Source organism: Mesorhizobium sp. A623, from assembly GCF_054489405.1.
The window spans coordinates 38787-60350 of record NZ_JBTMXB010000007.1; the positions used below are offsets into that span (position 1 = coordinate 38787).

The 21564-nt window shown below is 62.9% G+C and carries 17 protein-coding genes, 1 pseudogene and 1 riboswitch; of the genes and pseudogenes, 12 read left to right on the forward strand and 6 right to left on the reverse strand.

The genetic code is table 11. The features are described from left to right. Positions 1-882, reverse strand: coding sequence for a LysR family transcriptional regulator (locus tag ACX3P1_RS09280; RefSeq protein WP_459079284.1), 882 nt, complete (start codon positions 880-882; stop codon positions 1-3). A gap of 193 nt (positions 883-1075) precedes the next feature. Here ACX3P1_RS09280 and ACX3P1_RS09285 point away from each other — a divergent pair, with 193 nt between their 5' ends. Then, positions 1076-2569, forward strand: coding sequence for a CoA-acylating methylmalonate-semialdehyde dehydrogenase (locus ACX3P1_RS09285; protein WP_459079285.1), 1494 nt, complete (start codon positions 1076-1078; stop codon positions 2567-2569). An 82-nt stretch (positions 2570-2651) separates the two neighbouring features. On the opposite strand, the gene ACX3P1_RS09290 is transcribed toward ACX3P1_RS09285, so the two are convergent. Next, entirely contained in the window at positions 2652-3338 is a 687-nt protein-coding gene (locus tag ACX3P1_RS09290) for a GntR family transcriptional regulator (RefSeq protein ID WP_459079286.1), read from the reverse strand. A gap of 74 nt (positions 3339-3412) precedes the next feature. Here ACX3P1_RS09290 and ACX3P1_RS09295 point away from each other — a divergent pair. From ACX3P1_RS09295 to ACX3P1_RS09345, 11 genes and pseudogenes are all read left to right on the forward strand, one after another. Next, positions 3413-3616 (forward strand): annotated as a pseudogene (locus tag ACX3P1_RS09295) (dihydrodipicolinate synthase family protein); the annotation flags it as partial. A 98-nt stretch (positions 3617-3714) separates the two neighbouring features. Continuing rightward, positions 3715-4962 carry an NAD(P)/FAD-dependent oxidoreductase gene (locus ACX3P1_RS09300; RefSeq protein WP_459079287.1) on the forward strand — a complete coding sequence of 416 codons (1248 nt, stop codon included), beginning with the start codon at positions 3715-3717 and terminating at the stop codon, positions 4960-4962. 9 nt (positions 4963-4971) lie between these two features. Further along, positions 4972-5973, forward strand: coding sequence for a 4-hydroxyproline epimerase (locus tag ACX3P1_RS09305; protein ID WP_459079288.1), 1002 nt, complete (start codon positions 4972-4974; stop codon positions 5971-5973). A 328-nt stretch (positions 5974-6301) separates the two neighbouring features. Further along, positions 6302-7204 carry a branched-chain amino acid ABC transporter permease gene (locus ACX3P1_RS09310; protein WP_459079289.1) on the forward strand — a complete coding sequence of 301 codons (903 nt, stop codon included), beginning with the start codon at positions 6302-6304 and terminating at the stop codon, positions 7202-7204. A 52-nt stretch (positions 7205-7256) separates the two neighbouring features. Then, the gene (gene livM / locus ACX3P1_RS09315) at positions 7257-8807 is read left to right on the forward strand and encodes a high-affinity branched-chain amino acid ABC transporter permease LivM (RefSeq protein WP_459079448.1); all 1551 of its coding nucleotides are present in this window, start codon (positions 7257-7259) and stop codon (positions 8805-8807) included. 32 nt (positions 8808-8839) lie between these two features. Continuing rightward, positions 8840-10609, forward strand: coding sequence for an ATP-binding cassette domain-containing protein (locus tag ACX3P1_RS09320; protein ID WP_459079449.1), 1770 nt, complete (start codon positions 8840-8842; stop codon positions 10607-10609). Beyond that, positions 10609-11334: an ABC transporter ATP-binding protein gene (locus tag ACX3P1_RS09325; protein WP_459079290.1), complete on the forward strand. Its 726-nt coding sequence runs from the start codon at positions 10609-10611 to the stop codon at positions 11332-11334. The genes ACX3P1_RS09320 and ACX3P1_RS09325 overlap by 1 nt, the downstream gene beginning before the upstream one ends. Positions 11335-11373: 39 nt before the next feature. Next, complete coding sequence (locus tag ACX3P1_RS09330) at positions 11374-11721, forward strand: DUF6867 family protein (RefSeq protein ID WP_459079291.1); 348 nt, start codon at positions 11374-11376, stop codon at positions 11719-11721. Between the two features lie 139 nt (positions 11722-11860). Next, positions 11861-12979 (forward strand): branched-chain amino acid ABC transporter substrate-binding protein, encoded by a 1119-nt coding sequence (locus tag ACX3P1_RS09335; RefSeq protein ID WP_459079292.1) that lies wholly within the window; start codon positions 11861-11863, stop codon positions 12977-12979. Positions 12980-13177: 198 nt separating this feature from the next. Beyond that, positions 13178-16636, forward strand: a complete 3459-nt coding sequence (gene pyc, locus ACX3P1_RS09340; protein WP_459079293.1) for a pyruvate carboxylase — start codon at positions 13178-13180, stop codon at positions 16634-16636. 100 nt (positions 16637-16736) lie between these two features. Then, entirely contained in the window at positions 16737-16997 is a 261-nt protein-coding gene (locus ACX3P1_RS09345) for a DUF2312 domain-containing protein (RefSeq protein WP_459079294.1), read from the forward strand. Positions 16998-17198: 201 nt separating this feature from the next. Here ACX3P1_RS09345 and ACX3P1_RS09350 read toward each other — a convergent pair whose 3' ends face one another. From ACX3P1_RS09350 to ACX3P1_RS09365, 4 genes are all read right to left on the reverse strand, one after another. Then, a complete protein-coding gene (locus tag ACX3P1_RS09350; RefSeq protein WP_459079295.1) occupies positions 17199-17468 on the reverse strand; it encodes a hypothetical protein in 270 nt (89 codons plus the stop codon). 2 nt (positions 17469-17470) lie between these two features. Next, complete coding sequence (locus tag ACX3P1_RS09355) at positions 17471-18580, reverse strand: FAD-binding oxidoreductase (RefSeq protein WP_459079296.1); 1110 nt, start codon at positions 18578-18580, stop codon at positions 17471-17473. A 10-nt stretch (positions 18581-18590) separates the two neighbouring features. After that, on the reverse strand, positions 18591-19838 hold the full coding sequence (locus ACX3P1_RS09360) for an aromatic ring-hydroxylating oxygenase subunit alpha (protein ID WP_459079297.1): 1248 nt from the start codon (positions 19836-19838) through the stop codon (positions 18591-18593). Positions 19839-19959: 121 nt separating this feature from the next. After that, positions 19960-20162: riboswitch (cobalamin riboswitch) on the reverse strand. A gap of 89 nt (positions 20163-20251) precedes the next feature. Continuing rightward, on the reverse strand, positions 20252-21535 hold the full coding sequence (locus ACX3P1_RS09365) for an MFS transporter (protein ID WP_459079298.1): 1284 nt from the start codon (positions 21533-21535) through the stop codon (positions 20252-20254). Positions 21536-21564 lie beyond the last annotated feature (29 nt).

A 21564-nucleotide genomic window follows, 5' to 3' on the forward strand; every position in this document is an offset into this window, starting at 1 on the left:
CTACAGGAAAAGCGCGCGCTCGCTCTCGACGGCCTTGGTGATGTAGCTGGCGACAAGCTGGACGCGGCGCATCGGCCTCACCGATTCATGATAGACGAGCCAGTAGGCGCGGCGGATGGGCGCGACGATGTCGACTGGTATAAGGTCTGGCATCGAGCGCGCGATGAAAGTGTGCAAGATGCCGATGCCGGCGCCGGCGCGCACCGCTTCGGCCTGGCCAAGCGCGGATGAAATGGCGAAGGCGCTGCGCCATTCCGGGCTGAACTCGGCGTCATAGTCCAGCGACGGGCTGACGATGAGGTCCGGCACGTAGCCGATCAGCGTGTGGGTTTTCAGTTCCGCGGCCGATTTCGGCAGGCCGTTCGCCTTGGCGTAGGCGCGCGAGGCGAACAGGCCGAGTGTGTAGTCGACCAGTTTGCCCGCCACCAGCCGCCCCTCGGTCGGGCGCTCGACGGTGATGGCGATGTCGGCTTCGCGCCGCGACAGCGAAAACGAGCGCGGCACCGGCACCAACTGGATGGTCAGTTCCCGGTGCGCTGCCGTCAGGCTGCCTAGATGTTTCGCCAGGAATGCCACGCCAAAGCCGTCCGGCGCGCCGATGCGCACCGTGCCGGAGATGTCGTCGCCCTCGCCGGCAAGCGTCGAGCGGGCCGCGATCATGTCGGCCTCCATGCGCTCGGCAATGTCGAGGAAGCGTGTCCCGGCCGGCGTCAGTTCGCTGCCGGTGGTGAGGCGGCGAAACAGCTTTGCCCGCAACGCCTCCTCCAGGGCTGCGATGCGGCGCGAGACGGTGGCGTGGTTCAGTTCCAGCCGCCTTGCCGCACCGAGGAACTGCCCGGCGCGGGCGACCGCCAGGAAGATGCGCACGTCATCCCAGTTCATGGGACGGAGCGCCGGTGGCGGTTTGGGAAGGTCGGGAATAGAGCATCATCATCTGCATGAAAGCATATTCCGCCACTGAGCGTATATCAAATTATGCACAACGGTTGCGTTTCGGCTCACGTTGCCATTGGGCGGGCAAAGGCCGACAATGGGCCTTCATCCATTTGCACCTCGGGCCATCAGGGAGAAAAAAATGATCCATTACGGGCACTATATCGGCGGCAAGAACGTCAAGGGCACTTCCGGACGCGAAGCCGACGTGTTCCAGCCGCTCGACGGCACGGTGCGCGCCAAGGTGGCGCTTGCTTCCAAGTCGGAACTTGATGCGGCCGTCGCCAATGCGAAAGCGGCACAGCCGGCGTGGGCGGCGACCAACCCGCAGCGCCGCGCGCGCGTTTTCATGAAGTTCCTCGAACTGGTGACGCGCGACAACGACGCGCTGGCCGAGCTTTTGGCTCGCGAGCACGGCAAGACCATTCCCGACGCCAAGGGCGACATTTTGCGCGGCGTCGAAGTCGTCGAGTTCGCGCTTGGCATCCCGCATCTGCTGAAGGGCGAGTTCACCGAGGGTGCCGGCCCCGGCATCGACCTTTATTCGATCCGCCAGCCGCTCGGCGTCGTTGCCGGCATCACGCCGTTCAACTTCCCGGCCATGATCCCGATGTGGAAGTTCGCCCCGGCCATCGCCTGCGGCAACGCCTTCATCCTCAAGCCTTCCGAGCGGGATCCGGGCGTGCCGATGAAACTGGCCGAACTGATGACCGAAGCCGGCCTGCCGGACGGCATCCTCAACGTCGTCAACGGCGACAAGGAATCGGTCGATGCCATCCTCGACCATCAGGACATTTCGGCTATCGGCTTCGTCGGCTCGTCGGCGATCGCGCAATATATCTACGAGCGCGCCGCCCAGACCGGCAAGCGCTGCCAGTGCTTCGGCGGCGCCAAGAACCACATGATCATCATGCCCGACGCCGACATGGACCAGGCGGTCGATGCGCTGATCGGTTCCGGCTACGGTGCCGCCGGCGAGCGCTGCATGGCGGTGTCGGTTGCGGTTCCCGTCGGCAAGGCGACCGGCGACAGGCTGATGGAAAAGCTGATCCCGCGCGTCGAGAGTCTGAAGATCGGCCCCTCGACCGATCCGGCAGCCGACTTCGGCCCGCTGGTCACCGCTGCGGCGCTGGAGCGCGTGAAGAATTATGTCGAGATCGGCATCAAGGAAGGCGCAAAGCTTGCCGTCGATGGCCGCGGCTTCAAGATGCAGGGCTATGAGAACGGCTTCTATATGGGCGGCTGCCTGTTCGATAACGTGACGCCGGACATGCGCATCTACAAGGAAGAAATCTTTGGCCCGGTTCTGTCGGTGGTGCGCGCACACGATTTTGAAGAGGCGGTGCGTCTGCCGTCCGAGCATGAATATGGTAACGGCGTCGCCATCTTCACCCGCGACGGCGATGCCGCGCGCGATTTCGCTGCCCGCGTCCAGGTCGGCATGGTCGGCATCAACGTGCCGATCCCGGTGCCGGTTGCCTACTACACGTTTGGCGGCTGGAAGAAGTCCGGCTTTGGCGACCTCAACCAGTACGGCCCGGACTCGGTGCGCTTCTACACCAAGACCAAGACGGTCACCCAGCGCTGGCCATCGGGCGTCAAGGAAGGCGCAGAGTTCGCCATGCCGACCTCCTGAGTCGGCTTTCGGGCCAATCCCGATATTGAAAAAGGGCGCTGCTTCGGCCGCGTCCTCTTTTGTTTTTGGCTGCTGCCTGAGCTTAACGCCGTGCAGCCGCCTCGGCATGGGCGCAGAGCAGCGCCATCAAGCGTTCGGCGTCCGCGGCCGCTAAATCCTCGTCGCCGGACAGGATGGAGCGGATCAGGCCGACATGGTGCTCGGCGGCTTCGGCCAGCCCGGTCTCGGCCCGGTAGCGAAACCAGAAGCGGCGGCTGTGGGTCTGCAGGGGTGCGGCCAGCCGTGCGGCAAAAATGTTGTCGGCGGCGAAGGCCAGCGCTTCGTCGAACGCCTTGTCGGCTTCGAGGAAGGCCTGCACGCTGCTGGAGACGGCGGCCCCCTGCATGGCAAGTGCCGCAGCGTGGAAACGGTCGGTGGCGGCGCGGGTGACGTAGCGCGCGGCTGAGCGGGCCAGCACGATCTCGACGCCGCGTCTCGCATCCAGCACCCGTACCCAATCGCCGGCATGCAGCGGCGCAATGGCGATGCCGGCGCGGGGCCTGATGTCGAGCAGGCCTTCCCAGGCAAGCCGCTGGATCGCCTCGCGCACCGGGGTTCGCCCAAGCCCGAGCCTGTCGATGAGCGTGCCTTCGGTAACGAAGCTGCCGGGGGCCAGTTCGAGCATGACGATCATGCGTTCCAGTGCCCGGTAAGCCCGTATGGCGGCTGGCTCGGAGGCTGAGGCTTCTTCCGTAAGCGCCACGAATATCTCCTGATATATTGCCTGCATATCATAGCTTGAATCGCATTGACAGCCGGCACGCAGCTTTGATATGCGGTAGATATATCAGATGGAGAGCCACTATGTGGTCTGGAATTTTTCCTGCCGTCACTACCAAGTTCACCGAGGACGACCGTCTCGACCATGCCCATATGGAGCGCTGCTTTGCACTTCAAATGGATGGCGGCTGTGACGGAATCGTCGCCTGCGGCTTGCTTGGCGAGGGGCCGATGCTGTCGATCGACGAGCAGTTCGAAGTGTTTCGCAAGGCACGAAAGATCGCTGGCGGGCGAGCGCCGCAAGGCGGTGGAAAAGATCGTCAAGGGCGCGCTTGCCGCGCGCCCGACATTGTCGAACTTGTCGAAGGCGGCGTAGTACCTCAACCATGACCAGCACTTCTCTCGACATCGCCATTGTCGGCGGCGGCATCATCGGCATTTGCGCGGCGGCCTATCTGGCGGAGGCGGGGCGTTCCGTCACCGTCTTCGACCGCACCGGCATCTGCGAGGAGACGAGTTCCGGCAATGCCGCCGCCTTCGCCTTTACCGACATGCTGCCGCTGGCCCACAAGGGCATGATGCGCAATCTGCCGCGATGGCTCATGGACCCGTTGGGGCCGCTTGCCATCCCGCCCGCATACCTGCCCAAACTTGCGCCCTGGCTGTGGCGCTTCTGGCGCGCCGGCTCCGACAGCAATTACGAAGCCAGCCTGGTCGCGCAGGCGGCGCTGATGAAGCTTGCGGAAGCGGAATGGATGGGCCTGATGGACCGTTCCGGCACGCGCCCGATGCTGCGCGAGGACGGCTCGATCGAGTTCTATGAAAGCGAGGCGGAGTTTTTGGCCTCGCTGCGCGGCTGGGCCGTGCGCGACCGTTTCGGCATTGCCTATAGCCACCTCGAAGGCCAGGAACTGGCGGAACTCCAGCCCGGCGTGTCGCCGCGTTTCGTCAAGGGCACTTTCGTTCCCGAATGGAAGACGGTCGCCGACCCGAAGCTCCTGGGCAAGGCGGTCTGGGCCTATGCGCAGACCAAGGGCGCGCGCTTTGAAAAGGCGCGGGTCGATCGCATCGAAGCAGGCGAGAACGGGGCGACGCTCATCTTTGCCGACGGGGCGAGACGGCAGGCCAGGACGCTGGTGCTTGCGGCCGGCGCGTGGTCGCATCTGCTGGCGCGGCAACTGGGCGATCGCATCCCGCTCGAAACCGAGCGCGGCTACAACACGACGCTGCCGTCCTCCGCTTTCGATGTGAAGCGTCAGCTTATTTTTCCCGGCCATGGGTTTGTCATCACGCCGCTCTCGACCGGGCTTCGTATCGGCGGCGCCGTCGAACTTGGCGGCATCGAGCGAGCACCTAACTATGCCCGCACAAGGGCGCTGCTTCAAAAGGCGAAGACATTCCTGCCGGGCCTCAATCCCGAAGGCGGCCGCGAGTGGATGGGGTTTCGCCCGTCGCTGCCGGATTCGCTTCCGGTCATCGGCAAGGCGCCTGGTGCGGCAAACGTCGTCTATGCCTTCGGCCACGGCCATCTCGGCCTGACACAGGCGGCAGCGACGGGCCGCTTGATCCGCGACCTGGTGCAGGAGCAAAGTCCGGCTCTCGATCTTTCTCCCTTCAGTCCAAAACGTTTCTAAGAGTACGCCATGGCCAAGAAATCCTTCTTCTGCATCGACGGACATACCTGCGGCAACCCGGTGCGGCTGGTGGCGGGTGGCGGGCCGCTGCTGGAAGGCTCGACGATGATGGAGCGGCGCGCGCATTTCCTGGCTGAGTATGACTGGATCCGCACCGGCCTGATGTTCGAGCCGCGCGGTCACGACATGATGTCGGGCTCGATCCTTTATCCGCCGACGCGCGAGGATTGCGACATCGGCATCTTGTTCATCGAAACCTCCGGCTGCCTGCCGATGTGCGGCCACGGCACCATCGGCACGGTGACGATGGCCATCGAGCATGGGCTGATCAAGCCAAGGACGCCGGGCATGTTGCGGCTCGACACGCCGGCCGGCCTGGTGACGGCCGAGTACAAGCAGGTTGGCGACTATGTCGAGGAAGTGCGCATCACCAACGTGCCGTCCTTCCTCCATGCCGAAGGGTTGACGGTGGAATGCCCGCAACTGGGCGAGATCAAGGTGGATGTCGCCTATGGCGGCAATTTCTACGCCATCGTCGAGCCGCAGGAGAATTTTCGCGACATGGCCGATTATTCAGCCGGCGAGCTGATTGCCTGGAGCCCGGTGGTGCGCCAGCGGCTGAACGAGAAATACAGCTTCAAACATCCGGAAAATCCCGGCATCAACCGGTTGACGCATATGCTGTGGACGGGCGCGCCGACCGTGGAAGGCGCGCATGCCCGCAACGCTGTGTTCTACGGCGACAAGGCGATCGATCGCAGCCCTTGCGGCACCGGCACGTCGGCGCGCATGGCGCAACTTCACGCCAAGGGAAAACTGAAGGTAGGCGACGCCTTCGTGCACGAATCCATCATCGGCTCGCTGTTCAAGGGCCGGGTCGAAAAGGAGGTCGAAATGGCGGGCCGGCCGGCGATAATCCCGTCCATCGGAGGCTGGGCGCGGATGACCGGATTGAACACGATCTTCATCGACGACCGCGATCCGTTCGCCCACGGCTTCGTCGTCAAATGAGGCGGCGAAGCACTTTCGGGCATCAAGCGGCGCGCGCACGCAAGGATGGCGGTTGTGCAACGATCCTTTCAGCAAATCGATTTTAGTCGTGGTTTCTTCCAAAATTGCCACGGGAAAGGTTCAAATCCGCAAAGACATTGGATTATACCAAGGATATGGTGCGGCTGGACCACAGGCCCGGAGAACAAGCGAACGGGGCAGGCCGCCTCGAAAAAACGTGCTCCGTAACGGAAAATCACGTTGCATTCCGGGCTCGAGACTTTACGACTAGGGGAAGATAAAAAGGGATGCGCTTGATCGAGCGACATTCCAGGGGAGCAGCGGCACCATGCAATATTTTATCCAGCAGCTTATCAATGGGCTGACGCTGGGGTCTATCTATGGGCTGATCGCGATCGGCTATACGATGGTCTATGGCATCGTCGGCATGATCAATTTTGCCCATGGCGACATTTTCATGGTTGGCGCCTTTGTCGCCCTGATCGTCTTTCTCGTCCTTGGTGCGCTGTTCTACTCGATACCGGTGGTCGTCGCGCTGCTGATCATGATGATCGTGTCGATGATCATGGTTGGCCTCTACAACTGGGTGATCGAGAAGGTGGCCTACCGGCCCTTGCGCGGCTCCTTCCGCCTAGCGCCGCTGATCACGGCAATCGGCATGTCGATCGCTTTGTCCAATTTCGTGCAGGTGACGCAGGGTCCGCGCAACAAGCCGATCCCGCCGATGATCAGCCAGGTCTATACCATCTACGGCGTCAGTGTTTCCCTGAAGCAGATCGTCATCGTCCTGGTTACCGCCGTGCTGTTGCTGGTCTTCTGGTATGTCGTCAACAAGACGTCGCTGGGGCGCGCGCAAAGGGCGTGCGAGCAGGACCAGAAAATGGCGGCGCTGCTGGGCATCGACGTGGACCGCACCATCTCGATCACCTTCATCATCGGGGCGGCTCTCGCCGGCGTCGCAGGCACGCTGTTCCTCATGTATTACGGTGTCGTGGTGTTCTCCGACGGCTTCGTGCCGGGCGTCAAGGCGTTCACGGCAGCGGTGCTTGGCGGCATCGGTTCGATCCCCGGCGCTGTCATCGGCGGCCTGCTGATCGGCTTCATCGAAAGCATGTGGTCGGCGTATTTCTCGATCGACTACAAGGATGTGGCGGCCTTTTCCATCCTGGCGATCGTGCTGATCTTCCTGCCTTCCGGCATATTGGGCCGGCCTGAAGTCGAAAAGGTCTGAGAGAATGAGCGCAACCGTTTCCTCAGACAACGCAACCACGGCCCCGGCGCCGATCGCGCAGGCCTTTCGCGAAGCGCTCTTCGCTGGCGTCATGGCGTTCGGCTGCTTCGTCCTTCTGATCGGCCTCAAGACCGACCAGAATATCCGCAACGAACTGGTTCTGGTTCAGCGCTGGGGGCTGCTCGCCATTGTCGTCGCGCTCACCATGATCGGGCGCTTCTGTTACATCGCCTATGCCCGGCCTTTCCTTGCCCGGCAGAAGATCACCAATGTCACTACCGGCCTGTTGCCCGACAGCATGGCAACGCGCTTTTTCAAGGTTCCTTATTTCCTGGTGGCGGCCGCGCTGATCGTCGTCCTGTTTCTGGCGTCGGGTTCGCTCAACGGTCTGCTCGGGCCGGAACTCGCCGGCTATGCGCGCTTCCTTCGCGCACTCTCCATCATCTATGCGCTGGCCTTCACGTTCTTCTACTACCGCACCTTCATTTTGAGCCATAGCGCGGCGCTGGGCATCAGCGCGCTGGCGCTCTATCCGATCTTCATCGTGCTGCTTCTGGCGTTGCTGTCGGGGTCGATGGCGGGCGGCTTTCAGGGCTCGTTGAAATGGGTCGACAATTTCGGCATCCAGATCCTGATCTATGTGATGCTGGCCTGGGGGCTGAACATCGTCGTCGGATTGGCCGGCCTGCTCGACCTCGGTTATGTCGCCTTCTATGCCGTCGGCGCCTATGCCTATGCGCTGCTTGGCTCCCATTACGGCCTTTCGTTCTGGATATTGCTTCCCTGCGCCGGCATCATGGCCGCGTTCTGGGGCGTGATCCTCGGTTTCCCGGTGCTGAGGCTTCGGGGCGACTATCTGGCTATCGTGACGCTCGCCTTCGGCGAGATCATCCGGATGATCCTCATCAACTGGCGTGAAGTCACCAACGGTTCGGCCGGCATCTCAGGCATCCCGAAAGTGTCGTTCTTCGGCCTGTTTTCCTTCAATGTCAGCGATCCGAACTACATTTCCAAGGTATTCGATATCGCCCAGTCGAGCGCCTACTATAAGATATTCCTCTATTATCTCATCCTGCTTCTGTGCCTGCTCACCGCGTTCGTCACCATAAGGCTGCGCCGCATGCCGGTGGGCCGCGCCTGGGAGGCGCTGCGTGAAGACGAAATCGCCTGCCGGTCGCTCGGCATCAATACCACCACGACGAAGCTGACGGCATTCGCCACCGGCGCGATGTTCGGCGGTTTTGCCGGGGCGTTCTTCGCAGCACGGCAGGGTTTCGTCAGCCCCGAATCCTTCGTCTTCCTGGAATCGGCGATCATCCTCGCCATCGTGGTGCTTGGCGGCATGGGATCGCTGATCGGCATCGCCATTGCGGCGGTGGTGATGATCGGCGGCACCGAGGTGCTTCGAGAACTGGATTTCCTGAAAGTGGTGTTCGGGCCGGACTTTACGCCGGAGCTTTACCGCATGCTGCTGTTCGGCATGGCCATGGTCATCGTCATGGTCTGGAAACCGCGCGGCTTCGTCGGCAGTCGTGAACCGACGGCATTTCTCAAGGAACGAAAGGCCGTTTCCGCGTCCTTCACCAAGGAAGGGCACGGCTGATGGCAACGAACACATCGGCGGCATCCAGCACCATGACCGAAAACGTCCTTCAGCTTGAACATCTGTCGATGAAATTCGGCGGGCTGATCGCCATCGGCGACCTGTCGTTCGCGGCCAGGCGCGGCGAGATCACCGCCTTGATCGGCCCCAACGGGGCCGGCAAGACGACCGTGTTCAACTGCATCACGGGCTTCTACAAGCCGTCGGAAGGCATGATCCGCTTTACCGGCAAGGCGGGGAACGAATTCCTGCTCGAGCGCATGGCCGATTTCCAGATCACGGCCAAGGCCAAGGTCGCCCGCACGTTCCAGAACATCCGCCTGTTTTCCGGCATGACCGTGCTGGAGAACCTGCTGGTGGCGCAGCACAACAAGCTGATGAAGGCATCCGGCTATACGGTGCTGGGCCTGCTGGGCATCGGCGGCTATCGCGAGGCGTCGGCGCAATCCATCGAGGTCGCGAAATACTGGCTGGACAAGGCCGAACTGGTCGATCGGGCAGACGATCCGGCGGGGGACTTGCCCTACGGTGCGCAGCGGCGCCTGGAAATCGCGCGCGCCATGTGTACCGAACCGGAACTGCTGTGCCTCGACGAACCGGCGGCCGGCCTGAACCCGCGTGAGTCGCTGGCGCTCAACAAGTTGCTCATGGACATCAAGAAAACCTCGGGCACCTCGATCCTGCTGATCGAGCACGATATGTCCGTGGTCATGCAGATTTCCGACCATGTCGTGGTGCTTGAATACGGGCGCAAGATCGCCGATGGCAATCCGGAATCGGTCAAGACTGATCCGCGCGTCATTGCCGCCTATCTGGGCGTCGACGACGATGAAGTCGAAACGGTGCTGACCGAGGTTGGCGACGACGACGTGCTGGAGCGGCTCGATGCCGGACCCGATCCGGAACACGGGCCGAGCGCATCGGCTTCCATGCTGGCCGGGCCGATGAGCGAGACGGTCGGTCATCGCGATGGCGAGCGGGTCACCGTCGCCAAGGGGGCGTCGAAAGCCGGACAGGCGGATGCGATCGCCGAGCGGCGGAAGGCTGCACCGGCAAAGCCTGTACCGTCAAAGGCCGCGCCGGCAAAGTCTGCATCGGCCCAGTCTGCGCCGGTAAAGGCCGCGTCGAAGTCCGCACCGGCAAAGGCCGGTTCTGCGGCGGGACGGACATCGAAAGCGGCAGCGGCTTCGCCCTCGGGCTCAACCGCGAAATCGCCCGCGGCAAAGAAGCCAGCGCCGGTTTCCGCACCGAGGGCGACTGCAACGCCAAAGCCTGCTGCCGCGAAGGCTGCCCCGGCCAAGCCGGCCCCCGCTGCCAAGCCGGCCCCTGCTGCCAAGACGGTCGCACCGAAGGCTGCGGCCAAGCCAATTGCAGGCAAGTCGACAACCGCCGAGCCTTCCAAGGCAGCCAAACCCGCCTCGAAAGCTCCGTCCCCGAAGGCTTCGACCCCGAAAGCTTCGGCCTTGAAGACTCCGTCCACGAAAGCTCCAGCCTCGAAGGGGATCGCCAACCGCCTTGCCGCGCCGCGCGGCGGCAGGCCAGACGATCTGCTGGTGATCAAGGGGATCGGGCCGGTCAACCAGCAAAAGCTCAACGAGCACGGCATCTTCCATTTCGACCAGATCGGCGCGTGGAAGAAGGCCGATATCGAGGCTGTCGAGAGCTATCTCGCCTTCGACGGGCGCATCGCCCGCGAAGACTGGATCGGGCAGGCCAAGGCTTTTGAAAAAGCCGCCGCCAAACAGGCTTCGGCCAAACAAAAAGCGGCACCGGCAGCGGTTAAGCGCGGGGGGCGTAAATAATGGCCGGCAATACTCTGCTCGATATCAAGGGCGTCCATACGTTCTACGGCAACATCCAGGCGCTGAATGGCGTCGACGTGCATGTCGAAAAGGGCGAGATCGTCGCCCTGATCGGGGCCAACGGCGCGGGCAAGTCGACACTGATGATGACCATATTCGGCGCGCCGCGGGCGCGGGCCGGCAGCATCGTCTTTGCCGGCACGGACATCACGCAGATGCCGACGCACCAGATCGCCAGGCTGCGCATCGCGCAGTCGCCGGAAGGGCGTCGTATCTTCCCGCGCATGACGGTGCTGGAAAACCTGCAGATGGGGGCGAGCCTCGATGGCCTGAAGCATTACGACGAGGACGTCGAGAAGGTGTTCACGCTGTTTCCCCGTCTCAAGGAACGCATCGCCCAGCGCGGCGGCACCCTGTCCGGCGGCGAGCAGCAGATGCTGTCGATCGGCCGTGCGTTGATGGCGCGCCCGAAGCTGCTTTTGCTGGACGAGCCGTCGCTCGGTCTGGCGCCGCTCGTCGTCAAGCAGATATTCGACGCCATCCGCGAGTTGAACCGTACTGAAGGCCTGACGGTATTCCTGGTCGAGCAGAACGCATTTGGCGCGCTGAAACTGGCCACGCGCGGCTATGTGATGGTCAACGGCAATGTGACGATGAGCGGAACCGGCAAGGAACTGCTGGCCAATCCGGAAGTGCGTGCCGCCTATCTCGAAGGCGGCCGCTAACACGCCACTTATGGCCTGGCAAAGTTGGGAGCGATCGATATGCAGGGCATTCTTCACGAGGAACCCTCGATCTTGCAATTCTTCTTCGTTACCTGCCTGCTTGGCGGGTGGGCGGCATGGATGACGGGCAAGGCCTGCGCGCAGACGTGGCGGTCCTTGCCCAACCTCTTCCTGTACCTGCTCGGTCTTGGAATTGCGGTGCGATTCATCCATCATGCCTTGTTCGACGGCACGATGTTTTCCCTGCAATTCTACGTCGTCGATACGGTCGTCCTGATGATCATCGGCTTCATCGGATACCAGTATACACGCACGAACCAGATGGTGACGCAGTATCACTGGCTCTATGAAAGAGCATCGATCCTGAGCTGGAAATCCAAGGGTTGACGTTCATGATTAACGCCGATCCGAGGATGAATCGGCGTGACAAGGCCAGCAAAATCGGCAAAGTACACTTTCTGCGATAATGGGTGGGCATCGCATGAAAGCATCATCCACGCCCACTCCATAAATGGGAGCGTTATACATGAAAAAATCACTCTTGTCCGCGGTCGCACTGTCGGCGCTACTGGCGTTTGGCGGCAGCGCATGGGCGGATGTCCTGATGGGCGTCGGCGCCCCGATCACCGGCCCGAACGCCGCCTTTGGCGCGCAGTTGCAGAAGGGCACGGAAATGGCCGTGGCGGACATCAACGCCGCTGGCGGCATGAATGGCGAGCAGATCAAGCTCAGCGTCGGCGATGACGTGTCCGATCCGAAGCAGGGCATCTCGGTGGCCAACAAGTTCGTGGCGGACGGCGTCAAGTTCGTCATCGGTCACTTCAACTCGGGCGTCACGATCCCGGCTTCGCAGGTCTATGCCGAAAACGGCATCCTCGATGTGACACCTGCGGCAACCAACCCGCAGTTCACCGAGGCCGGCCTGTGGAACACGATCCGCGTCTGCGGCCGTGACGACCAGCAGGGCGACGTTGCCGGCGCCTACATCGCCGCGAACTTCAAGGACGCCAAGATCGCCGTCATCCACGACAAGACGCCATACGGCCAGGGCCTTGCGGACGCCACCAAGGGGGCGCTGAACAAGCTCGGCATGAAGGAAGTCATGTATGAAGGCGTCAATGCCGGCGACAAGGACTTCTCGGCACTGATCGCCAAGATGAAGGAAGCCGGCGTCACGCTGATCTATTGGGGCGGCCTGCACACCGAAGCCGGTCTGATCATCCGCCAGGCGGCCGACCAGGGCCTGAAGGCGCCGATGTTCTCCGGTGACGGCATCGTCTCCAACGAACTGGCCTCGATCGCCGGCGATGCGGTTGCCGGTACGCTCAACACCTTCGGTCCGGATCCCCGCAAGAACCCCGCTGCGCAGGAAGTTGTCGCGAAGTTCCGTGCCGCCGGTTTCGAGCCGGAAGCCTATACGCTCTATTCCTATGCCGCCACGCAGGTCGTCGCTCAAGCCGCTAACGCGGCCGGCAGCAACGATCCGCAGGAAGTCGCCAAGGCGATCAAGTCGAAGGGTCCGTTCAAGACGGTTCTCGGCGAATTGTCGTTCAACGAAAAGGGCGACCGTACCGACGCCGACTATGTCGTGTATGAGTGGAAGAAGGGCGACGACGGCAAGTACAGCTACGTCCAGATCAACTAAGCCTATCCAGCTTTTAAGGAAAATGCCCGGCGCGCTGCGCCGGGCATTTTTCGTTTTAGGCGAACTCCTTCCGGCAGGGCGGCTCTTTGCGACGCAAGAAAAGAAGGCGTCGGCGCTGTTATCGGCAATTTTGTTTGCACTGCAGCATTTTCGCGTTATTCATGCGCGCCGCCTTATTGCCGTTCATGGAGCGCCCCCTTGGCCATCAGCAAAATCCTCGTTGCCAATCGCTCGGAAATTGCGATCCGCGTCTTTCGCGCGGCTACCGAACTCGGTATCAAAACCGTGGCGATATGGGCCGAGGAAGACAAATACTCCCTCCACCGCTTCAAGGCCGACGAGAGCTACGAAGTCGGCCGAGGCCCCCACCTTACCCGGGAGATGGGGCCGATCGAGAGCTATCTGTCGATCGAGGAAGTGATCCGGGTCGCCAGGCTGTCCGGTGCCGATGCCATCCACCCCGGCTACGGCCTGTTGTCAGAAAGCCCGGAATTCGCCGAGGCCTGCCTCGATGCCGGCATCGTCTTCATCGGGCCGAAGCCGGACACGATGCGCCGCCTCGGCAACAAGGTTGCCGCGCGCAACCTCGCCATCGAGGTCGGGGTGCCGGTCGTGCCCGCGACCGAGCCGCTTCCCGACGATATGGAAACGGTGAAGAAACTCGCCCAGTCCATCGGTTATCCGGTGATGCTGAAAGCCTCGTGGGGCGGCGGTGGGCGCGGCATGCGCGCGATCCGCTCCGAGGCCGATCTCGCCCGCGAGGTGATGGAAGGCAAGCGTGAAGCCAAGGCCGCCTTCGGCAAGGACGAGGTCTATCTGGAAAAACTGGTCGAACGCGCCCGCCATGTCGAGGTGCAGGTGCTGGGCGACACGCATGGCAACGCCGTCCACCTGTTCGAGCGCGACTGCTCCATCCAGCGCCGCAACCAGAAGGTGGTCGAGCGTGCGCCGGCACCGTATCTCGAGGCTGGCCAGCGCGCCGAGCTTTGCGGTTACGCCCTGAAGATCGCGCGCGAGACGGCCTATATCGGTGCCGGCACCGTCGAATTCCTGATGGATGCAGACACCGGAAAATTCTATTTCATCGAGGTCAATCCGCGCATCCAGGTGGAGCATACCGTCACCGAGCAGGTGACAGGCATCGACATCGTCAAGGCGCAGATCCACATCCTCGACGGGTTCGCCATCGGCACGCCGGAGTCAGGGGTGCCGGCGCAGGCGGACATCCGCCTCAACGGCCATGCACTCCAGTGCCGCATCACGACCGAAGACCCCGAGCACAATTTCATCCCCGATTACGGCCGCATCACCGCCTATCGCGGCGCGACCGGTTTCGGCATTCGCCTCGACGGCGGCACCGCCTATTCGGGCGCGGTCATCACCCGCTTCTACGATCCGCTGCTGGAGAAGGTGACGGCATGGGCGCCGACGCCGGGCGAGACGATCTCGCGCATGACGCGGGCCTTGCGGGAGTTCCGCATTCGCGGCGTCGCCACCAACCTGACCTTCCTCGAAGCGATCATCAATCACCCAAGCTTTGCCGATAATTCCTACACGACCCGGTTCATCGACACGACGCCTGAACTGTTCGAGCATGTGAAGCGGCAGGACCGCGCCACCAAGCTGCTCAACTATCTGGCCGACGTGTCGGTCAACGGGCACCCGGAAACGCGCGGCCGCGCCAGGCCGCACCCGGATGCGGCAGCTCCGGTCATTCCGTGGTTCACCAGCTCCATTCCCGAAGGCACCAAGAACAAGCTCGACGCGCTCGGGCCGGAAAAATTCGGCCAGTGGATGCGCGCTCAAACCGGGGTCCTGATTACCGACACCACCATGCGCGACGGCCACCAGTCGCTGCTGGCGACCCGCGTGCGCACGCATGACATTGCGTCCATCGCCGGCACCTATGCGCGCGTGCTGCCGCAACTGTTGTCGCTGGAATGCTGGGGTGGCGCGACCTTCGACGTCGCCATGCGTTTCCTTACCGAGGACCCGTGGGAGCGGCTTTCGCTGATCCGCGAAAACGCGCCCAACATCCTGCTGCAAATGCTGCTGCGCGGCGCCAACGGCGTCGGCTACACCAATTATCCCGACAATGTCGTCCAGCATTTCGTCCGCCAGGCGGCGTGCGGCGGCATCGACCTGTTTCGCGTTTTCGACTGCCTGAACTGGGTCGAGAACATGCGCGTGGCCATGGATGCCGTGATCGCCGAGGGCAAATTGTGCGAAGCGGCGATGTGCTACACCGGCGACATTCTTGACCCGGCGCGCGCGAAATACGATCTCAAATACTATGTCGGGCTGGCCGGTGAATTGGAAAAGGCCGGCGCGCATATTCTGGCGGTCAAGGACATGGCCGGCCTATTGAAGCCGGCGGCCGCGAGGGTGTTGTTCAAGGCGCTGCGCGAAGCCACCGACCTGCCGATCCATTTCCACACGCACGACACGTCCGGCCTGTCGGCGGCAACCGTGCTGGCGGCGGTGGAAGCGGGCGTCGATGCGGTTGACGCGGCAATGGACTCTTTCTCGGGCAACACCTCGCAGCCTTGTCTCGGCTCGATCGTAGAAGCCCTGAAGGGAAGCGCGCGCGATCCCGGCCTCGATACGCAATGGATAAGGAAGATTTCCTTCTATTGGGAGGCGGTGCGCAATCAGTATTCCGCTTTCGAAAACGATCTCAAGGGGCCGGCCTCCGAGGTCTATTTGCATGAAATGCCGGGCGGCCAGTTCACCAACCTGAAGGAGCAGGCGCGCTCGCTCGGGCTGGAGACGCGCTGGCATGCCGTGGCGCAGACCTATCACGACGTCAATTTGATGCTGGGCGATATCGTCAAGGTGACGCCGTCGTCCAAGGTGGTCGGCGACATGGCGCTGATGATGGTCAGCCAGGAGCTTTCCGTCGACGATGTGCAAAATCCGGCGCGCGACATCGCCTTCCCGGACTCGGTCGTGTCCATGCTGCGCGGCGATCTCGGCCAGTCGCCAGGCGGGTGGCCGGCGGCCTTGCAGAAAAAGGCGCTGAAAGGCGACAAGCCCTACACGGTCCGGCCGGGTTCGCTGCTTCCGGCCGCCGACCTTGCCGCCAATCGCAAGGAAGTCGAAGAAAAGGTCGGGCGCAGCCTTAGCGAACAGGAATTCGCATCGTGGCTGATGTATCCGAAGGTCTTTTCGGACTTTGCCGCCGCGCAGGAGATCTACGGACCGGTCAGCGTCCTGCCGACGTTGACCTATTTCTACGGCATGCAGCCCGAAGACGAGATTTTCGTCGAGATCGAAAAGGGCAAGACCCTGGTTGTGCGCTGCCTCGGCATTGCCGAAGTCGATGAAAAAGGCCTGGCGACGGTGTTCTTCGAACTGAACGGCCAGCCGCGCCGGGTGAAGGTGGCGGATCGCGCGCATGGCGCCTCGGCCGCCAAGGCGCGGCGCAAGGCGGAACCCGGCAACGACGCCCATGTCGGCGCGCCGATGCCGGGTGTCGTTTCGGGCGTGTCGCTGGTCGTGGGGCAGGCGGTGAAGGCCGGCGACGTGCTTTTGTCCATCGAGGCGATGAAGATGGAAACGGCGCTGCATGCCGAGCGCGACGGTGTCATCGCCGAAGTGCTCGTCAAGGCCGGCGACCAGATCGACGCCAAGGATCTTCTGGTCACCTACGGGTGAAGATAATCGCTTGACCGGCCCGCGCCGGTCGGGCATCGAACCGGCTGAAAACCTGCCCGGCGGCTTCCGAGTCGCGGCGATCACATACGGAGAGACGAGAATGGCCGACGACGTAACGGATTCCTCGCAGACGGTTGCCGCCGGCCAGTTGCGCGCCTTCATCGAGCGCATCGAGCGCCTTGAAGAAGAGAAGAAGACGATCGCCGACGACATCAAGGAAGTCTACGCGGAACTGAAAGGCACCGGCTTCGAGCCGAAGGCCGTGCGCACGATCATCCGGCTGCGCAAGCAGGATCAGAACGAACGCGCGGAAGCTGAAGCGATCCTCGACCTGTACATGGCAGCTCTCGGCATGGCGTGACGCCTGCCGTCGATCGCGTCGGCATGCCCTGGAAGCAGGCAGCGAAGCCGGGCGCTTCATCGCGTCATTTCAGATAGCGATACGAACGGGTCAGACAGCGAAACAAACTGCAGCGCCGGGTGTCCATTGGATGCCCGGCGTTGCTGTTTTTTGAAGCATCGGAATAGTTCGAAAACCGGCTCCTCCTTACGGGAGTGTGCTCTACCGGTTGACGACCGGGCGTGTCCAACTGGCTTTGCCGGCGACCGCGACCAGCAGGGTGCGCAGTCGCTGCACGCCCGGGTGAAGAAGATTGCGCTGGTCTATGCGCGCGATTTCGCCGGCGGCGGCTGCTTCGATGCAGGCATCGTGCGGCAGTGCCACCAGCCAGTCGGCGAACACTTCTTCGGGCGGTGGCGGCGGCGAGATTTTGGCCATTGTCGCCGCGCTGATCCGGCGGGCAGCGGCAGCGACGCTGTCTTCGTTGTCCATCGTCACGCCTCGATCTCGATCGGCGAGAGCGGCTTTGAGCAGCAGGCGAGAATGAAGCCGTCGGCAATCTCCTGCTCGAGGATGCCGCCATTGTGGCTCATCTCGACCTCACCGGAGATTTTCTTCACCTTGCAGGTGCCGCACAGGCCGAACTCGCAGGCGGCGGAAATACGCACGCCCGATGCGCGCGCCGTCTGCAACACGGTCTGGCCGGCGAGACATTCGCCGTCGACGCCGGAGAGCGCAAAGTGGATCGGGATGGCGGCTTGTGCAGGCTCGCCCGCCGGCGTCGCATGCTGCGGGCTATCGGCAAAGGGTGCCGGCACCGGCTCGATCGCCGGTGCGCCAAAACTTTCCTGATGATAGTGCGCCATGTCGAAACCGGAGGTTTCCAGCATCTGGCTGACCGCGCGCATGAAGGGTTCCGGCCCGCAACAGAACACTTCGCGCTCGCGGAAATCGGGCGACAGCATCGGCAGGCGTACCGCATCGATGCGGCCCATATGGCCGAACCAGCTTTCGCGCGACGAGCGTTCCTCGATCATGAAGCCGAGCGACAGGCCGGGCATGCGCATGCCGAGCAGTTCCAGTTCCTTGCGGAAGATGATCTCTTCGGGCCTGCGCGCGCAGTTGACGAAGGAAATATCGGTCTGCGGGGTAAAGTCGTTCAGCCAGCGCAGCATCGACATCATCGGCGTAATACCGGAACCGGCCGAGATGAACAAATATTTGGCCGAAGGATGGTTGTGCAGCGAGAACTCGCCGGACGGGCCATAGGCCTTGACCCGCTCGCCCGGCTTCAGATGGTCGAACATCCAGCGCGTGCCGACGCTGCCGGCCTGCGCCTTGACCGTCACGGCGATCGAGAACGGCCGCGACGGCGAGGACGACAGCGTATAGGTGCGCATCAGCGGCGCGTCCGCGACCGGCAGTTCCAGCGTGATGAACTGGCCCGGCTTGTAGCGGAACCAGGTCTGGTTGTCCGAACGGAAGGTGAAGGTCTTCACGTCCGGCGCCTCGTCGATGACGCCAACCACTTCCAGCACCTGAAGCCGGTCGTTCCACGGTATCATCTCGTCGAGATGCTTGTAGAGGCTGACTGCCGCGTTCATGGCTGCCTCCCTAAGCGACGTTCTTCAACGCCGGCTTCTCGCCCTCGGCCAGCCTTGGCCCGATAAAATCGGCGTACCAGTTGACGAACTGGATGACGCCGCCTTCGTGCACTTCCGAATAGGGGCCGGGTTCGTAGGCAGGCGACAGGATGCCGAAGGCATTCTCCTCGACGATGCGCCGATCCTCGGCATTGGTCATGGTCCAGACATGGGTGAGTTCGGCGAGGTCGTAATCCACGCCCTCGACCGCATCCTTGTGGACGAGCCATTTCGTGGTCACTGCGGTTTCCGTGGCGCTGATCGGCAGCACGCGGAAAGTGACGGCATGGTCGCCGAGAACGTGGTCCCAGGTCGTTGGATAATGATAGAGCAGCAGCGAGCCGATCCCCTCGGTCGAGACGCTGTCGGACAGGTTCTTCTTCACCGCCCGCTTGCCGGTCATGGTGTAGCTGACGGCATCGCGCAGCAGCGGCGCGCGGGTGGCGCGGAACTGGCCTGCCGGATCGATGCGGAACTTGCTGGGCAGGCCCACCGGCTCGCATTTCGCCCAATGGGCCAGCATCTCCGGATCGCTGTCGGCGGCCTGCACGCCGGTGACGACGGGAGCTTCGGGGAAGGTCTTGCACAGTTCGGGGTGGTTGGCGGCACAGTGGTAGCACTCGCGGTTGTTTTCCCAGACAAGCTTCCAGTTGCCTTTCTCAATGATGGTGCTCTCGAAGGCGACTTTCGCTTCGGTCAGCCGGTGCGGCGCGAGATAGGGGTCGATCATTGCCCGCATCGGGGCGAAATCGGCCGGCTTTTCGGCGAGGCAGATGAAGATGAAGCCGCCAACGCTTTCACAGGCGATGGGTTTCAGGCTGAAATCGGCCTTGTCGAAACCCTGCGCCATGTCGCGGGCGAACAACAGGCTGCCGTCGAGTTCATAGGTCCATTGGTGGTAGGGGCAGACGAGCTTGGCCGCCGATCCCTTGTCGGACGGGCAGACGCGGCTGCCGCGATGGCGGCAAGAATTATGCAGGGCATGAATCTTGCCCTTCTGGTCCCGCACCAGCACCACTGGGTAGTCGCCGATCTGCAGCGTGAAATAATTGCCGGGCTTGGGCACTTCGCAATCATGGCCAACGAAAAGCCAGTCGCGATACCAGATCAGTTCCATGTCGAGCTTGAAATAATCGGGATCGGTGTAGAAGGGCTGCTCCAGCGAGAAGCCCTGACGGCGGCGCTCGAGCCGCTTCAGCATTTCGGTCTTCGTGTCCATGTCCTGCCCTCAGCAAATGCTAGGACTGAACTGGTGGTGACTTCAGGGGTGAACGATTGCGCACCGGCACGATTGCCCGTCCGCAAGGATTCGCCTCTTGACCGCCCACCGCGATCAGTCGAGTTTACGTCTGCTCGAGGCTGGTTTCCGGGCTTCGGAGCTGTCCTCCCGGACTGTCTCGACGCCTTCCCAGGCTTATCACCCAGTGGCTTTTGTCGAGACTTTCAGCTCCGCTACCGTTGCGGGGGCAGCGCCGGCATCCAACCGGCTTCCCAATTATCCCGTCGGCTTTCGCGAACGGGCACCTAAAGCAAAAGCATCTAATCACCGGGACATGGGGTCCGGCCATACGAAAGCGACATCGCCAAAGCGCAAAGGCGACAGGGCGAAAAACGGCGCTTCCCGACGCGCCGTCAGGCGGGCTGGCCTTCCGGTTCGAAGGCCGGCCGGCTGGTGTCGATGAGCAGCGAGATGCAGGCGGCCACGATGGCGGTCATGCCCGCGATCTGGAACGCCAGTTCGTAATTGCCCTGCATTTCGCGCAGCGCGCCGCCGAAAAAGGCGGCGGTTGCCGCCCCGACCTGGTGGCCGGCGACGATCCAGCCAAAGACGATCGGGCCGGAGCGATCGCCGAAGGCTTCGTTGGACAGGCGCAGCGTCGGCGGCACGGTGGCGATCCAGTCGAGGCCGTAGAGCACGGCGAAGATGGTCAGCGCCGTGCCGGAAAAACCGGACATGGGCAGGTAGATCAGCGACAGGCCGCGAATGCCGTAATACATGCCGAGTAGTTTGCGCGGGTCGAAGCGGTCGGTCAGCCAGCCCGACAGCGTGGTGCCGATCAGGTCGAACACGCCCATCAAGGCAAGCAGGCCGGCCGCCTTCACCTCGGGAATGCCCATGTCGCCGCAAAAGGCGATGAGATGGGTTCCGACCAGCCCGTTGGTGGTGAAGCCGCATACAAAGAAGGTGGCGAACAGATACCAGAACACCCGCGTGCGCGCGGCGCGGCGTAGCGTGCCGAGCGTGTGGGCGATGAAATTGCCCTGCGAGGCGGGCGATACCGGCGGCACGTCGTCGGCATCCGCGCCGAAGCGGACGAGGCCGATGGAAGAGGGCCGCTCCGGCACCAAAAGCCAGACCAGCGGCAACAAGGCGGCGCAGGCGATGGCGACGGCCATGGCGACCGGCCTCCAGCCGCCCCACTGCGCCAGCATCGCCAGCACCGGCAGGAACACCAGCATGCCAGTGGCGCTCGACGCGGACATCAGCCCCATGACCAGGCCGCGATTGGTCTTGAACCAGCGGTTGACGATGGTGGCGCCGAGCACGGTCGCCACGGCGCCCGAGCCGATGCCGGAAAAGATACCCCAACTGGCGACCAACTGCCACGGCTCGGTCATCAACAGGCTGGACGCGGTCGAACCGGCCATCAGGGCAAGCGCGCCGAGCAGGATCAGGCGCAGACCGAAGCGCTCCATCAGGGCTGCGGCAAACGGACCGGCCAGGCCATAGAGGAAGATGCCGACCGCCGCAGCGAGCGAAACGACGTCGCGACCCCAGCCGAGCTCGGATTCCAGCGGCAGCATCATCACCGCCGGCGCGGAACGCAGGCCGGCCGCAATCAGCAGGCAGAAAAAGATGACGGCGACGACGACAAACGCGTAGCGCTGGCCAAGCATGCGAGGTTGGGCTATCATGTTACTGACCGGTACGTTACGGAGCGCCC